Source organism: Paracoccus liaowanqingii (genome assembly GCF_004683865.2).
GTDB classification, from domain to species: Bacteria; Pseudomonadota; Alphaproteobacteria; order Rhodobacterales; family Rhodobacteraceae; genus Paracoccus; species Paracoccus liaowanqingii.
Genome location: NZ_CP038439.1, coordinates 254,525 through 268,454, shown reverse-complemented (window position 1 = coordinate 268,454; position 13,930 = coordinate 254,525). Strand labels below are relative to the sequence as shown.

15 protein-coding genes are annotated in these 13,930 nt (G+C 70.1%); 3 read left to right on the top strand and 12 right to left on the bottom strand.

What is annotated here, in order from left to right:
* Positions 1–6 precede the first annotated feature (6 nt).
* From E4191_RS01225 to rsfS, 6 genes are all read right to left on the bottom strand, one after another.
* Positions 7–522, bottom strand: coding sequence for an RNA pyrophosphohydrolase (locus tag E4191_RS01225; RefSeq protein WP_135311788.1), 516 nt, complete (start codon positions 520–522; stop codon positions 7–9).
* Positions 500–1,915 (bottom strand): S41 family peptidase, encoded by a 1,416-nt coding sequence (locus E4191_RS01220; protein ID WP_135311787.1) that lies wholly within the window; start codon positions 1,913–1,915, stop codon positions 500–502. Before E4191_RS01220 ends, E4191_RS01225 begins: the two co-directional genes overlap by 23 nt.
* A gap of 15 nt (positions 1,916–1,930) precedes the next feature.
* The gene (locus E4191_RS01215) at positions 1,931–3,118 is read right to left on the bottom strand and encodes a murein hydrolase activator EnvC family protein (protein ID WP_135311786.1); all 1,188 of its coding nucleotides are present in this window, start codon (positions 3,116–3,118) and stop codon (positions 1,931–1,933) included.
* Positions 3,115–4,629, bottom strand: coding sequence for a 2,3-bisphosphoglycerate-independent phosphoglycerate mutase (gene gpmI / locus E4191_RS01210; RefSeq protein WP_135311785.1), 1,515 nt, complete (start codon positions 4,627–4,629; stop codon positions 3,115–3,117). The genes E4191_RS01215 and gpmI overlap by 4 nt, the downstream gene beginning before the upstream one ends.
* Positions 4,630–4,838: 209 nt before the next feature.
* A complete protein-coding gene (gene rlmH, locus E4191_RS01205; RefSeq protein WP_135311784.1) occupies positions 4,839–5,306 on the bottom strand; it encodes a 23S rRNA (pseudouridine(1915)-N(3))-methyltransferase RlmH in 468 nt (155 codons plus the stop codon).
* 13 nt (positions 5,307–5,319) lie between these two features.
* Positions 5,320–5,814 carry a ribosome silencing factor gene (rsfS, locus tag E4191_RS01200; protein ID WP_135311783.1) on the bottom strand — a complete coding sequence of 165 codons (495 nt, stop codon included), beginning with the start codon at positions 5,812–5,814 and terminating at the stop codon, positions 5,320–5,322.
* Positions 5,815–6,062: 248 nt separating this feature from the next.
* Here rsfS and leuC point away from each other — a divergent pair, with 248 nt between their 5' ends.
* Positions 6,063–7,496, top strand: coding sequence for a 3-isopropylmalate dehydratase large subunit (gene leuC, locus E4191_RS01195; RefSeq protein WP_135311782.1), 1,434 nt, complete (start codon positions 6,063–6,065; stop codon positions 7,494–7,496).
* A 29-nt stretch (positions 7,497–7,525) separates the two neighbouring features.
* On the opposite strand, the gene E4191_RS01190 is transcribed toward leuC, so the two are convergent.
* Positions 7,526–8,110, bottom strand: a complete 585-nt coding sequence (locus tag E4191_RS01190) for a hypothetical protein (protein WP_135311781.1) — start codon at positions 8,108–8,110, stop codon at positions 7,526–7,528.
* A gap of 64 nt (positions 8,111–8,174) precedes the next feature.
* On the opposite strand from E4191_RS01190, the gene leuD reads away from it, so the two are divergent.
* Both leuD and E4191_RS01180 read left to right on the top strand, forming a co-directional pair.
* A complete protein-coding gene (leuD, locus tag E4191_RS01185; RefSeq protein ID WP_135311780.1) occupies positions 8,175–8,780 on the top strand; it encodes a 3-isopropylmalate dehydratase small subunit in 606 nt (201 codons plus the stop codon).
* The gene (locus E4191_RS01180) at positions 8,771–9,784 is read left to right on the top strand and encodes an endonuclease/exonuclease/phosphatase family protein (RefSeq protein ID WP_228461433.1); all 1,014 of its coding nucleotides are present in this window, start codon (positions 8,771–8,773) and stop codon (positions 9,782–9,784) included. Before leuD ends, E4191_RS01180 begins: the two co-directional genes overlap by 10 nt.
* On the opposite strand, the gene E4191_RS01175 is transcribed toward E4191_RS01180, so the two are convergent.
* Genes E4191_RS01175 through bioB form a run of 5 tightly spaced genes read right to left on the bottom strand, consistent with a single transcriptional unit; the run spans position 9,770 to position 13,928 of the window.
* Positions 9,770–11,005, bottom strand: a complete 1,236-nt coding sequence (locus E4191_RS01175) for an adenosylmethionine--8-amino-7-oxononanoate transaminase (protein WP_135311779.1) — start codon at positions 11,003–11,005, stop codon at positions 9,770–9,772. The two genes, E4191_RS01180 and E4191_RS01175, sit on opposite strands and share 15 nt — an antisense overlap.
* Entirely contained in the window at positions 11,002–11,718 is a 717-nt protein-coding gene (gene bioD, locus E4191_RS23605; RefSeq protein ID WP_176562609.1) for an ATP-dependent dethiobiotin synthetase BioD, read from the bottom strand. Before bioD ends, E4191_RS01175 begins: the two co-directional genes overlap by 4 nt.
* Positions 11,703–12,209 (bottom strand): aminotransferase class I/II-fold pyridoxal phosphate-dependent enzyme, encoded by a 507-nt coding sequence (locus E4191_RS24680; protein ID WP_331459616.1) that lies wholly within the window; start codon positions 12,207–12,209, stop codon positions 11,703–11,705. Before E4191_RS24680 ends, bioD begins: the two co-directional genes overlap by 16 nt.
* Positions 12,173–12,859, bottom strand: a complete 687-nt coding sequence (locus tag E4191_RS24675; protein WP_331459615.1) for an aminotransferase class I/II-fold pyridoxal phosphate-dependent enzyme — start codon at positions 12,857–12,859, stop codon at positions 12,173–12,175. Before E4191_RS24675 ends, E4191_RS24680 begins: the two co-directional genes overlap by 37 nt.
* 40 nt (positions 12,860–12,899) lie before the next feature.
* Positions 12,900–13,928, bottom strand: coding sequence for a biotin synthase BioB (gene bioB, locus E4191_RS01160; protein WP_135311776.1), 1,029 nt, complete (start codon positions 13,926–13,928; stop codon positions 12,900–12,902).
* Positions 13,929–13,930 lie beyond the last annotated feature (2 nt).

Genomic DNA, 13,930 nt, shown 5'->3' with positions numbered 1-13,930 from the left:
CCCTCCTCAGGCCAGATGGTCGCGAAAGGCGTCCAGAACCTCGGCATAGACCGCGCGCTTGAAGGGCACGATGTTCTCCAGCAGATCGCCGGCGCGCATCCATTGCCAGCGGTCGAATTCGGGATGGGCGGTCTCGATGTCCACATCCCCGTCTGCGCCAAGAAAGCGCAGCAACAGCCATTTCTGCCGCTGCCCGCCGAAGCGGCCCTTCCAGACGCGGCCCAGCATGTCGGGCGGCAGGTCGTAGAAGACCCAGCCCGGCGTCTCGGCCAGCACCTCGACCAGATCCGGGGCCACGCCCGTCTCCTCGGTCAGTTCGCGCAGCGCGGCCGCGCGCGGGGTCTCGTCCCCGTCGATCCCGCCCTGCGGCATCTGCCAGGCGCCGGGCATGTCCAGCCGGTGGCCCGCAAAGACCAGGCCGTCGCGGTTGATCAGCACCACCCCCGCGCAGGGCCGGTAGGGCAAGCCCCCCGGTCCCGTCCGGTCGGGCGCCTGGGCCTCAGCCCCGGTCGGCCGCGTCATCGTCGCCCCCCGCGCCCTCGCCCGTCACGGCGGGCGTCTCGGCGGCGGGCACCTGGTCGGCGCGGAAGTTCACCGCCGCCAGGCCCTTCAGGACATCGACCGCATAGGCCAGCTGATAATCCTCGTCGCGCAGCGCGGCGGTGGCCTCCAGCTCGGCGGCCTCCTCCTCCATCTGCTGGCGCAATTCGTCGCTGACATCGTTGCCAAGCGCGCCGCGCAGATCCGCCTCGGACCGGCTGAAGCTGCTCTCGCTGCGGGGCTCGTCCTCGTCATCGGTCGGCACGGGCCGGGGCTGGGCCACCAGGATGTCTGGCTGGATGCCCAGGGCCTGGATCGACCGGCCCGAGGGCGTGAAGTACCGCGCCGTGGTCAGCCGGATGGCGCTGTCGGCGGTCACCGGCATCACCGTCTGGACCGAGCCCTTGCCGAAGGACTTCTCGCCCACCACGATGGCGCGGCGATGGTCCTGCAGCGCGCCCGCGACGATCTCGGACGCGCTGGCCGATCCGCCGTTCACCAGCACGACCATCGGCTTGCCCTGCGCCAGATCGCCGGTCTCGGCGTTCCAGCGCTCGCTCTCATCGGAACTGCGGCCCCGCGTGCTGACGATCTCGCCGGCGTCCAGGAAGGCGTCCGAGACGCTGATCGCCTGGTTCAGCAGCCCGCCCGGATTGTTGCGCAGGTCCAGCACGAAGCCGGTGACCCGGTCGATCCCGCCGGCCTCCTCGACCGCGCTTTCCAGCTCGGCCAGCAGCGTGTCATAGGTCTCGTCGTTGAAGGTCGAGACCCGCAGCACGACCGCATGGCCCTCGACGCGGCTGCGCACGACGGTCAGCTTGATCGTGTCCCGCGCCATGGACAGATCGAACGGCTCGGTCTCGCCCTCGCGCAGGATGGTGATGGTGATCTCGGACCCGATGGGGCCGCGCATCATGTCCACCGCCTGATCCAGCGTCAGGCCCAGCAGCGATTCGCCGTTCACATGGGTAATGAAATCGCCCGGCTCGACGCCCGCATTGGCGGCGGGCGTGTCGTCGATGGGGGCCACGACCTTGACCATGCCCTCTTCCTGGCTGACCTCGATCCCCAGGCCGCCGAAGCTGCCGCGCGTCTGCGTCTGCATGTCGGAATAGTCGTCCGCCGACAGGAAGCCCGAATGCGGATCCAGCGAGGTCAGCATGCCGTTGATGGCCGCCTCGATCAGCTCCTTGTCGTCGGGCGCCTCGACATAGTCGGCGCGGATCCGCTCGAAGACGTTGCCGAACAGTTCAAGCTGCTCGTAGATGGGCGCGCTGCGCCCGGTTTCCTGGGCCAGCAGCGGACCTGCCAACTGCGTTGTGACCAGAGCCCCGGCCAGAACGCCCCCCAGTCCCGCGATCAGATAATGTTTCATGGCGGCCTTTCTGCCTCAGTCCTCTTGCGGCCCGACGACGGGATTGAGCACAAACCAGTCGGCCGGGTCCAGCGTTTCGTTGCCACGGCGCAGTTCCAGATACAGCGTCTCGCTGCGCCCGGCCTCGGCCCCGCGGGCCGCGTCCGAGACGAATTGCGACCCGAATTCCTGGGCGGGGGCCTCGGTGCCCCCCATCAGCCCTATCGGATCGCCTGCCTTCAGCACATCGCCCACCTCTCCGAACACCTGAGAGAGGCCCGCGAAGATCAACAGATACCCCCGCGCGGGCTCGGCGATCATCACATTGCCGTAATCCAGGAAGGGACCGCGGTAGCGGATCGTCGCAGGCCAAGGCGTCTGCACCAAGGCGGCGGGCGCCGTGGCGATCACCCAGCCCGGGCGGCTGACGCCCGCGGCGTCGGGTTCGTCATAGGGGCGCAGGATCGTGCCGACCACCGGCAGGGGCAGGCTGCCCTGCGCACCCTCGAAATCCTCCATCGGCGGACCCACGTCCTTTTCCATGCTGGAGATGCCGGTGGCGAACTGGTTCAGGCTTTCGGCGGCGGCGCGCAGCTCCTGCAGCTCCTGCGGATCCTCGGCAAAGCGCGTGGGCATGGAACTGCGATCGCCCGCCGCGCTGGCCAGCAGACGCCGCGCCTCCTGCACCGAATCCAGCCCCGACCCCAGCATGCCGGCGGCATTGGCCTGCAGCTCGCGCACGGTGGCGATCTCGTCCAGATCGGCCTGCAGCGCCTCGGCCTCGGCCCGCAGCCCCGGGGTGATGCCCGACAGGATCATCCCGGTGCGCGCATTGGCCAGGGCGCCCGCCGGATGCAGCAGCATCGTCGATTCGGGGCTCTGCTGCAGCGCGGTCATCGCGCCCAGCACGCGGCTCAGCTGGCCGCGCTGCGCCTCGAAGCGGTCGCGCAGCTCGGCCTCGCGGGCGCTGGCCTGCCGCAACCCGTCGCGCAGCGCCGACAGGCCCAGCTCATAGCCGCGGATCACCTCGGTCAGGGCCACGACCTGATCGTCGGCGCTGACGGCCTGGGCCAGCTGTCCGATCGCCGCGCGCAGCAGGGCGGCGGCGGCCTCGGCGTCTGCAACGGCCTGGTTGGCGGGGCTGGTCTGCGCGACGGCCGGCGGGGCCAGGACGGCAGGGGCGGCACAGGCGGCGCAGAGCGCCAGGACAAGGCGCATCCTCATCGGGTGATCAGACTTGTGCCGGTCATCTCGGCGGGCTTTTCCAGCCCCATCAGCTCCAACACCGTGGGCGCCAGATCAGCCAGCCGCCCGTCGCGCAGATGGATGCCCGGCGGGCCGCCGTAGACGATGACCGGCACCGGGTTCAGCGTGTGGGCGGTGTGCGGCCCGCCCGTCTCGGGATCGATCATCTGCTCGCAATTGCCGTGATCGGCGCAGATGACGGCGACGCCGCCCACCCGGTCCAGCGCCTCCAGCATCCGCCCCAGCCCCCGGTCCACCGCCTCGCAGGCCCGCGCGGCGGCGGAGAGGCTGCCAGTATGGCCCACCATGTCGGGATTGGCGAAATTCACCACGATCAGGTCGTAGTCCTGCCCGATCACCTCGACCAGGATGTCGGCGACCTCCTCGGCGGCCATCTCGGGCGCCAGGTCATAGGTCGCGACCTTGGGGCTTTGCGGCATGTGGCGATCCTCGCCCGGCTCGGGGGTCTCCTTCCCGCCATTGAGGAAGAAGGTCACATGCGGGTATTTCTCGGTCTCGGCCAGCCGGAACTGGCGCAGCCCCTGCGCGGCCACCCAGGCCCCCAGGGTATTGCTGACCTGCTGCTTGGGATAGGCGGCGGTCATGAAGGTGCCGTGGCGGGTCGAATAGTCGACCATGCCCAGCATCCCCGCCCAGTCCGGGCGCGGGCCGGTCTCGAACCCCTCGAAGACCGGATCGCCCAGGGCCGACAGGATCTCGCGCGCCCGGTCGGCGCGGAAGTTCAGGCAGAACACCCCGTCCCCATCCCGCGCACCCGCATAGCCGCCGATGACGAAGGGCGGCACGAACTCGTCCGTCTCGCCCCGCGCATGGGCGGTCGCGATGGCGCTGGCGGCATCCGGCGCGGCCTCGCCCCGGCCTTCGATGATGGCGCGATAGGCCCGCTCGACCCGCTCCCACCGGTTGTCGCGGTCCAAGGCGAAATAGCGCCCGATGACCGTGCCGATGCGCGCGCCCGCGGGCAGCCCGTCCTGCAGCTGCGCCAGGAACCCCGCCGCGGAGGAGGGCGCCACATCCCGCCCGTCGGTGATCGCATGGATGACGACCGGCACCCCCGCCCCCGCCACGGCCCGCGCCGCCGCCAGGACATGCGTCAGATGGCCATGCACGCCCCCGTCCGAGATCACGCCGATCAGATGCGCCGTCCCACCCGAGGCCGTCAGCCGCGCCATGAAGTCCTGCAGCGCCGGGTTGCGCCCGAAGCTGCCCTCCTCGATGGCCAGATCGATCGCGCCCAGATCCATGGCCACGACCCGGCCCGCGCCGATATTGGTATGGCCCACCTCGGAATTGCCCATCTGTCCGCGCGGCAGGCCCACGTCGGGCCCGTAGGTCAGCAGCCGGGCGTTCGGGCTCTCCCGCATCAGCCGGTCGAACTGCGGCGTCGCCGCCTGGTCGGGGGCGCTCTGCTCGGGACGCTCGGACAGGCCCCAGCCATCGAGAATGCACAGGATCACGGGTTTGGTCATGACGGCCTCGCGGTTTTGGCAGTCATACGCAAAGCGGGCGCCAGCAGCAACCGACGGACCGGGGGCCAGCCCCCGGACCCCCGGGATATTTCCGTGAAGAAGAAAGGGGCCCACGCGTCCGAGACTCGCGTTTCTTCTTCACGAAAATATCCTCGGGGGAGTCGCCGGAACGGCGACGGGGGGCAGACGGCCCCCCTGCTGCGGCAGCGTCACGCGCGATGATAGGGGGAACCCGCGAGGATCGTCGCCGCGCGATAGAGCTGTTCGGCCAGCATCACCCGCACCAGCAGATGCGGCCAGACCATGCGGCCCAGGCTGATCTGCCAGTCGGCCCGGGCGCGCAAAGCGGGATCCAGCCCGTCCGCCCCGCCGATGACGAAGCAGACGTCGCGGGCCTGGTCGCGCCAGCCCGCCAGGCGCGCGGCGAAGTCCACGGATGTCGGCTGATCGCCGCGCTCGTCCATCATCACGACGGAAGCGCCGGGCGGGATCGCGCGCGACAGCAGTTCGGCCTCGGCGGCCATGGTGCCCGCGCGCCGGTCCTCGACCTCGTGGACCTGCACGGGCGGCAGGCCGAGGCCCCGGCCCGTCCTGGCGAAGCGGTCGAGGTAATCCGCGACCAGCGCCGCCTCGGGGCCGGTCTTCAGCCGCCCCACGGCGGCGATGTCGATCCGCATCCGGGCGCCCGGATCAGTCCTGGGGCTGGTAGGCCGAGGGCTGGGCAGGCTCACGCACGCGGGCCAGCGCGTCGGCGGGCATCCACATCTTCTCCAGCTGGTAGAAATCGCGGACTTCGGGGCGGAAGACATGCACGATCACGTCGTCCGTGTCGATCAGCACCCAATCGCCGGCATCCTTGCCCTCGATCCGCGGAGAGCGGCCGGTGGCCTGCTTGACCCGCTCGGCCAGCTTCTCGGCGATCGCCCCCACCTGGCGCGAGCTGCGGCCCGAGGCGATCACCATGTGATCGGCGATGGCCGTGCGACCGCGCAGGTCGATGGTGATGACCTCCTCGGCCTTGTCGTCATCCAGAGAGGTCAGGACCAGCGACAGGATCTCGTCGCTGCTGGGTCCTGGATTCGGGGCAGTCGGCCGATTGGCCGACGGGACGTCTTGTGACAGGGTTTCATCCTCCGGTCCGCGCGCCGATAGCCCCCGGCGCCGGGGTTCCCTCCAACATAGCATCTTTTCGGCCCATCTCAATCGGCTGCGCCAATTTCCTTGCCCGAACGCCCCGGGATGACTTGATCGGCGGGCGCGGCTGGCCTAATCTTGGCCGATGATGCGTTATTTCGACATCCATGACCGCGCGCGCCTGCCGCAGCGCTTCTATGGCGAAACGCTCTGCGTGACCGCGCGGGGGTGACGGCACGCGGGCATCCGCATGCCCGGCCCCTCCCTGCACCCTGCATCACAGCCGAAAGACCTCAGCCATGACCATTCCCGCAGCCCACGCGCCGCGCACGCTTTACGACAAGATCTGGGACGCCCATGTGGTGGACCGCCAGGACGACGGCACCTGCCTTCTCTACATCGACCGCCACCTGGTCCACGAGGTGACCAGCCCGCAGGCCTTCGAGGGGCTGCGCATGACCGGCCGCACCGTCCGCGCGCCCGAGCGCACGATCGCCGTGCCCGATCACAACGTCCCCACCACGCTGGACCGCCAGCAGGGCATCGACAACGAAGAAAGCCGTATTCAGGTCGACGCGCTGGACCGCAATGCCCGCGAGTTCGGGGTGGTCTACTACCCCGTGAACGACGTGCGCCAAGGCATCGTGCATATCGTCGGCCCCGAACAGGGCTGGACCCTGCCCGGCATGACCGTCGTCTGCGGCGACAGCCACACCGCCACGCATGGCGCCTTCGGCGCGCTGGCCCACGGCATCGGCACCTCCGAGGTCGAGCATGTGCTGGCCACCCAGACCCTGATCCAGGGCAAGTCGAAGAACATGAAGGTCGAGATCACCGGCCGCCTCGCCCCCGGCGTGACCGCCAAGGACATCGTCCTGCGCATCATCGCCGAGACGGGCACCGCGGGCGGCACCGGCCATGTCATCGAATATTGCGGCGAGGCGATCCGCAACCTGTCGATGGAAGGCCGCATGACCATCTGCAACATGGCGATCGAGGGCGGCGCCCGCGCCGGCCTGATCGCGCCCGACGAGGTGACCTTCGCCTATGTCCAAGGCCGCCCCCATGCCCCGAAGGGCGCCCAGTGGGAGGCCGCGGTCGCCTGGTGGAAGACGCTGTTCTCGGACGACGGCGCGCAGTTCGACAAGGTCCTGACCATCCGCGCCGAGGACATCGCCCCCACCGTCACCTGGGGCACCTCGCCCGAAGACGCGCTGCCCATCACCGCGACGGTCCCCGCCCCCGAAAGCTTCGCGGGCGGCAAGGTCGATGCCGCGCGGCGCAGCCTTGACTACATGGGCCTGACGGCGGGCATGCCCCTGACCGACATCGCCATCGATGCGGTCTTTATCGGCAGCTGCACCAATGGCCGGATCGAGGATCTGCGCGCCGCCGCCGACGTGCTGCGCGGCCGCCGTCTGGCCCCGGGCGTGCGGGGCATGGTCGTGCCCGGCTCGGGCCTGGTGCGCGCCCAGGCCGAGGAGGAGGGGCTGGACACGGTCTTCCTGGAGGCGGGCTTCGAATGGCGGCTGGCCGGCTGCTCGATGTGTCTGGGCATGAACCCCGACCAGCTGAAGCCGGGCGAGCGTTGCGCCGCGACCTCGAACCGCAACTTCGAGGGGCGGCAGGGCTACAAGGGCCGCACCCATCTGATGAGCCCCGCGATGGCGGCGGCGGCGGGCGTCACGGGGCGGCTGACCGACATCCGCGCATTCGCCCGCGAGCCCGCCTGATCATGGCGCGCGCGCGGACAGCTGCGGCCTCAGCGAGGCCGCAGGCGGCCATGCGGGCGCCGCAGCAGCCACAGCGCGTTCAGCGCGATCAGCACCAGCCCGGCATTCTCCAGCAGGAAGTTGTTCGACAGGCCCAGGCTGGCGCCGCCGAGGATCTGGTCGACGTTATGGATGCTGACCGCGCGCAGCATCACGAAGCCCAGCACCAGGATCAGCCCCGCCAGCGCCAGCGCGTTCTGCGCGATCCGGCCGCGCAGCACCGCCATCAGCACGCCCATGGCCATCAGCAGCACGATCAGCAGCGTGCCGATGAAGGCCACCTGCACCACGCGGCGGTCGTCGTACCAGCCCTGCGCCCGGGACAGGCACTTGCCCGCCTCGGTCAGGACGGTCTGCAGGTCCAGCTGCTTGTTCACCGCCAGGAAGGCCAGCAGCACGACCAGCACGCCCCAGAAGATCCGCAGCGGATCGTCCGCAAGGCGGCGCCAGACCAGCCCCGACAGCAGCGCCGCCACCGCATAGGCCAGCACCGTGACCCATCCGGTCAGCTCCGGATCGCCAATCTGCGGGCTCCACTGGCGGGCCACGCAGGACCGAAGCTCGAACACCGTCACGCCGTCACCCCCCGATTTTCACACGGGTCAGTTTAGCCCGAATGCAATCCAGACACGAGGACCCATGGAAAAATTCACCCGCCTGACCGGAATCGCGGCCCCCATGCCGCTGGTCAATATCGACACCGACATGATCATCCCCAAGCAGTTCCTGAAGACCATCAAGCGCTCGGGCCTGGGCGTGAACCTGTTCGACGAGATGCGCTATGACCGCGCGGGCGCCGAGATCCCCGATTTCGTGCTGAACAAGCCCGCCTGGCGCGACGCGCAGATCCTGATCGCGGGCGACAATTTCGGCTGCGGATCGTCGCGCGAGCACGCCCCCTGGGCGCTTCTGGACTTCGGCATCCGCTGCGTGATCTCGACCAGCTTCGCCGACATCTTCTTCAACAACTGCTTCAAGAACGGCATTCTTCCTGTGGTGCTGCCGCAGGAGGCGGTCGATGCGCTGATGGAGGATGCCGAACGCGGCGCCAATGCCCGCATCACCGTCGATCTGGAGACGCAGACCGTCACCGCCTCGGACGGCACCAGCTACGGCTTCGACGTCGACGCCTTCCGCAAGCACTGCCTGATGAACGGGTTGGACGACATCGGCCTGACGATGGAAAAGGCCCCCGCCATCGACCGGTTCGAGGACGGGATGGCCCAGGCCCGCCCTTGGATCTGAGGGCGCTTGCCCTTGCCCTGATGCTGGCCGCCCCGGCCCAGGGCCAGACCCTGCGCCTGGCCACTTGGGATCCCGGCCTGACCCGCGACGGGCCGGGGCTGCTTCTGCGCGACATCGCCCGCGACGACCCGCAGGTGTTGGCGGCTGCCCGGGTCATCGCGGCGATGCGCCCCGACGCGATCCTGCTCACCGGCCTGGACTGGGATCTGGACGGCCGCGCGCTGGCGGCCTTTGCCGATCTGCTGGCGGACCAGGGCCACCCCCTGCCCCACCGCCATGCCGGCCCCCCGAACCGAGGGGTCCAGACCGGCCGCGACCTGGATGGCGACGGGCGCGCGGGCCAGCCCCGCGACGCTCAGGGCTATGGCGCCTTCACCGGGCAGTCGGGGTTGGCGCTCCTGTCGCGCCTGCCCATCGCCAGCGTCACCGACCACACAACGACGCTCTGGCGCGACATGCCCGGCCACCGGATGCCCGACGGCCCCCATGGGGATGTGCAGCGCCTGTCCTCGTCCGCGCATTGGGACATCGCCCTCACCACGCCCGCGGGCCCGCTGCACCTGCTGGCCATGGCCGCCACCCCCCCGGCCTTCGAGCCCCGCAACATCGCCCGCAACCATGACGAGGCCGCCTTCTGGCTGGACCACCTGCCGGGCGCCCCCTTCGCGGTGATCGGCAACCTGAACCTCGATCCCGTGGATGGCGACGGCGATCCCGCAGCGCTTGCGGCCCTGCTTGCGGTGACACAGGACCCCGAACCGCGCGGCGCGTGGCAGCCGCCCCAGACCGGTCCCAATGCCGACCATCAGGGCGATCCGGCGCTGGACACGGCGGAATACGACCGCCCCCCCGGCAACCTGCGCTTGGACTACATCCTGCCCGCGCAGGGCCTGCGCGTCATCGATGCGGGCGTCCTCTGGCCCGCCCCGGGCGACCCGCTGGCGGGATCCGTGGCGCTGGCCTCGCATCGCAAGCTGGTCTGGGTCGATCTAGACCTCGAATGAGGCCACGGCCCCCCAAGCCAGATCCAGATCCGCCCCGGTCACGCCATAGGGCGGCAGCACATAGACCGTGTTGCCCAAGGGCCGCAGCAGCACCCCCTCGGCCATGACATGCGCCCGCATCCGCGGCCCGACCTCGGACAGATAGCCGCCCTCGGGCACCACCAGATCCAGCGCCGCGATGGTCCCGCAGCGACGCGGATTGGTGAAGCGCGCGTCCCCGGCCAGCGCCGCCAGCCGCTCGGCCTGCATCGCGCCCAGGGCCTCCAGCCGTGCCTGCATGGGGCTGGCCTGCCACAGCCGCACCTGCGCCAGCGCCGCCGCGCAGGCGATCGGGTTCGCCGTGTAGCTGGAGGAATGATAGAACGTCCGCCGCCGGTCCACCGAGCGATGCGCCTCGAAGATCCGCGCCGTCGCCAGCGTCGCGGCCAAGGGCATCACCCCCCCGGTCAACCCCTTCGAGGTGCACAGGATATCGGGCGCCACCCCCGCATGATCGCAGGCCCACAGCCGCCCCGTGCGGCCCCATCCGGTCATCACCTCGTCGGCGATCATCAGCACGTCATGCCGGTCGCAGATCGCCCGCAGCCCGGCCAGGACCTCGGGGCGATACATCCGCATCCCCCCCGCGCCCAGCACCAGAGGCTCCAGGATCAGCGCCGCCATCCGCCCCGACGCGGCCAGATCCTCGAAGGCCGCCAGCGCCGCCGCCCCGTCGCCCGAGGGGAAGGGCAGCCGATCCACTGCGAACATCAGCGGATCATAGGCGGCGTTGAACACCCCCCGCTCACCCATGCTCATCGTGCCGATGGTGTCGCCGTGATAGCTGTCCATCATCACCGCGATCCGGTGTCGCCCGTCGCCCTCGTGGCGCCAGTATCCAAGCGCCATCTTCAGCGCGACCTCGACGGCGGTGGACCCGCTGTCGCTGTAGAAGACGTGCTTCAGCCCCGCAGGCGCCATCTCGATCAAGGCCTCGGCCAGTTCCTCGGCAGGCGCATGGGTCAGCCCGGCGAAGATCACCTGATCCAGGGTCCCCGCCGTCTCGCGGATCGCCTCGACGATCTCGGGCTGGTTGTGGCCATGCGTGACCACCCACCAGCTGCTGATCGCATCCAGCAGCGGGCCCCGGTCGGTCTGGATATAGGCGCCCCGCGACCCCGTGGCCCGGGGCGGCGCAGGCTCGGTCGCATGCTGGAAGAAGGGATGCCACACCGCACTCATGCGAAATCCTCCGCCCGGAAATTGTCACGCATCGCCTGCGCCAGCGCGGCCCGGTCCAGCCGCGCCAGATGCGGCAGCCGCCCCAGCACGCGGACCCGGCCGATCTGCCCGATGGTCGCCATGTTGTCAGCGTTCGGATCACCCGCGAAGGCCACCCCGTGGATCGGCACGCCCCGCGCCCGCAGCGCCTCGATCGCGCTCAGGCTGTGGCTGATCGTGCCCAGCCCGGTGGCGCAGACCAGCACCACCGGGATCTGCCAGCGCGCGAACAGGTCCGCGAACAGCACCTTCCGGGTCACCGGCACCAGGACACCCCCCGCCCCCTCGATCACCAGCCGGTCGCCGGGCGGCGGGGTCAGCGCATCGGCGTCGATCGCCACCCCCTCCAGCTCGGCGGCCCGGTGCGGCGACAGGGGCTCGCGCAGCATCACCGCCTCGGGATGGGTCGGCGCGCCCGACAGCCGTTCGACTTCGGCCCGGTCGCTGCCCGGCTGCGCAACATCCGTCAATCGACCGCGCGTTGTCGGTGTACGCCCTGTGCACGTGCCGTGCTGCCCCGGTGCATCCCCGGTGAGGGCCGCATTCGGCACATTCCCTGCCAGCCCGGACTGCACAGGCTTCCAGTAGGCCGCGCCGGTCAGGCCGCACAGACCGGCCGCGAAGACCGTCTTGCCGACATCCGTCCCGGTGCCTGTGATCACAAATCGGGCCATAGCTCCTCCAGCACCTCGGCCAGGCGGATCACCTCCGCCTCCGAGGCATTCAGCGTCAACGACACCCGCAAGCGCGAGGTCCCCTCGGGCACGGTCGGCGGCCGGATCCCCCGCACATCCAGGCCCCGCGCCTGCACCTGCGCCGCCAGCGCCATCGTCGCGGCGTCGGGTCCCACGATCAGCGGCACGATCTGGCTGCCGCTCAAGGGCACCTGCGGCAGGCGCCGCCCCATCTCGGCCCCGAACAGGGCCACGCGCTCCTGCAGCGCCGCCTGCCGCCACGGCTCGTCCTCGAGGATCGCCAGCGCCTCCTGCCCCGCCACCGCCATCAGGGGCGAGGGGGCGGTCGCGAAAATGAAGGGCCGACACCGGTTTACCAGGAAATCGATCAGCACCCGTGCGCCGCAGATCAGCGCGCCCGACCCGCCCAGAGCCTTGCCCAGGGTATGCAGCGTCACGACATTGTCGCGCCCCTCCAGGTGATGCGCCAAGCCCCGGCCCCGGGGCCGAAGACGCCCGTCGCATGCGCCTCGTCCACCATCAGGAACCCATGCGCATCCGCCAGACCCATCAGATCGTCCAAAGGCGCGCGGTCGCCATCCATGCTGTACAGGCTCTCGACCGCGATCCACACCGCCCCGGTCCCGCCGCCGCGCCGCCAGGTCGTGATCACATCCTCCGCATGCCCCGCATCGCCATGCCGGAAGGTCGCCACCTGAGCCCGTCCCGCCCGCGCGCCCTCATGGGTGCTGGCATGCGACAGGGCATCCATCAGCAGCAGATCCCCCCGTTGCGGCAGCGTTGTGATCACAGCGAAGTTGGCGACATATCCCCCGCCGAACCCCAGCGTCGCCTCGGCCCCGAAGAACCCCGCCGCCGCCGCCTCGAACGCCGCCTGATCCTCGGTCTCCCCCCGCAACAGCCGCGATCCCGCAGCCCCCACCGGCACCCCCCGCTCCAGCGCCCCGGCGACAGCCGCCCGCAACCGCGCGGACTGCGCCAAGCCAAGGTAATCGTTGGACGAAAAATCCACACCCCGCCGGGGGATCAGCCCCCGCAGCCGCGCCGCAGCCGCCAGCGCGCCCAGATCCTGCCGATAGAACGCCAGCCGGTCCACGATGCCCTGCCCCTTCTTCTTCACCGAAATATCCTGGGGGTCCGGGGGTGAAACCCCCGGTCGCTCAGCGCAGGATCGGAACTGCCGGATCCCGCGCCGCCTTGGGCGCCGGCTGATGCTCATGCGCCTGCATCGGCTGGATTCCCAGCTTGGCGAACAGCCGCATGTCGCTGTCCTCCGAAGGGTTGTCCTTGGTCAGCAGAGTGTCCCCCACGAAGATCGAGTTGGCTCCCGCCAAAAAGCACATCGCCTGCAATTCCTCGGACATCGCCGTGCGTCCCGCCGACAGCCGCACATGGCTCTGCGGCATCATGATCCGCGCGGCGGCGATGGTGCGCACGAAATCGATCGGATCGACCGGAGCGGCATCGGCCATCGGCGTCCCCTCGACCGGAATCAGCATGTTGATGGGCACGCTGTCGGGCGGCTCGGGCAGGTTGGCCAGCGTCACCAGCATGTCGACGCGGTCCTGCGTCCCCTCGCCCAGTCCCAGGATCCCGCCCGAGCAGACCTTGATGCCCGCCTCGCGCACGCGGGCCAGCGTCTCCAGCCGGTCAGCGAAGGTGCGCGTTGTGATCACATTGCCGTAATGCGCCTCGGAGGTGTCGATATTGTGGTTGTAGTAATCCAGCCCGGCCTCGGCCAGCTGACGCGACTGATGGCCGTCCAGCATGCCAAGCGTCATGCAGGTCTCCATCCCCAGGGCGCGCACGCCCTCGATCATGGCCACGATCTGCGGCATGTCCCGTTCCTTCGGACTGCGCCAGGCGGCTCCCATGCAATAGCGCGTGGCCCCGGCATCCCGCGCGCGGCGCGCCTCGGTCAGCACCCGCTCGACCTCCAGCAGCTTCGAGGCCGACAGGCCCGAAGCGTGGCGGGCCGACTGGCTGCAATAGGAACAATCCTCGGGGCAGCCGCCGGTCTTGATCGACAGAAGCCGGCTCATCTGCACGCGGTTGGGGTCGAAATGCTGCCGATGCACCGTCTGCGCCTGATACAGCAGGTCCATCAGCGGCTGGTCGAACAGCCGGCGCGCGGCCTCGGCGGTCCAGATGTCGCGGGGCGTTTCGGTGGTCGGATCGCTGTGCAGCATGG

Excerpts from the sequence above, each read along its gene's own strand:
- E4191_RS01225 (WP_135311788.1), bottom strand. The coding sequence starts at position 522 with ATGACGCGGCCGACCGGGGCTGAGGCCCAGGCGCCCGACCGGACGGGA.
- E4191_RS01220 (WP_135311787.1), bottom strand. The coding sequence starts at position 1,915 with ATGAAACATTATCTGATCGCGGGACTGGGGGGCGTTCTGGCCGGGGCT.
- E4191_RS01215 (WP_135311786.1), bottom strand. The coding sequence starts at position 3,118 with ATGAGGATGCGCCTTGTCCTGGCGCTCTGCGCCGCCTGTGCCGCCCCT.
- gpmI (WP_135311785.1), bottom strand. The coding sequence starts at position 4,629 with ATGACCAAACCCGTGATCCTGTGCATTCTCGATGGCTGGGGCCTGTCC.
- rlmH (WP_135311784.1), bottom strand. The coding sequence starts at position 5,306 with ATGCGGATCGACATCGCCGCCGTGGGGCGGCTGAAGACCGGCCCCGAG.
- rsfS (WP_135311783.1), bottom strand. The coding sequence starts at position 5,814 with ATGCTATGTTGGAGGGAACCCCGGCGCCGGGGGCTATCGGCGCGCGGA.
- leuC (WP_135311782.1), top strand. The coding sequence starts at position 6,063 with ATGACCATTCCCGCAGCCCACGCGCCGCGCACGCTTTACGACAAGATC.
- leuD (WP_135311780.1), top strand. The coding sequence starts at position 8,175 with ATGGAAAAATTCACCCGCCTGACCGGAATCGCGGCCCCCATGCCGCTG.
- E4191_RS01175 (WP_135311779.1), bottom strand. The coding sequence starts at position 11,005 with ATGAGTGCGGTGTGGCATCCCTTCTTCCAGCATGCGACCGAGCCTGCG.
- bioD (WP_176562609.1), bottom strand. The coding sequence starts at position 11,718 with ATGGCCCGATTTGTGATCACAGGCACCGGGACGGATGTCGGCAAGACG.
- bioB (WP_135311776.1), bottom strand. The coding sequence starts at position 13,928 with ATGCTGCACAGCGATCCGACCACCGAAACGCCCCGCGACATCTGGACC.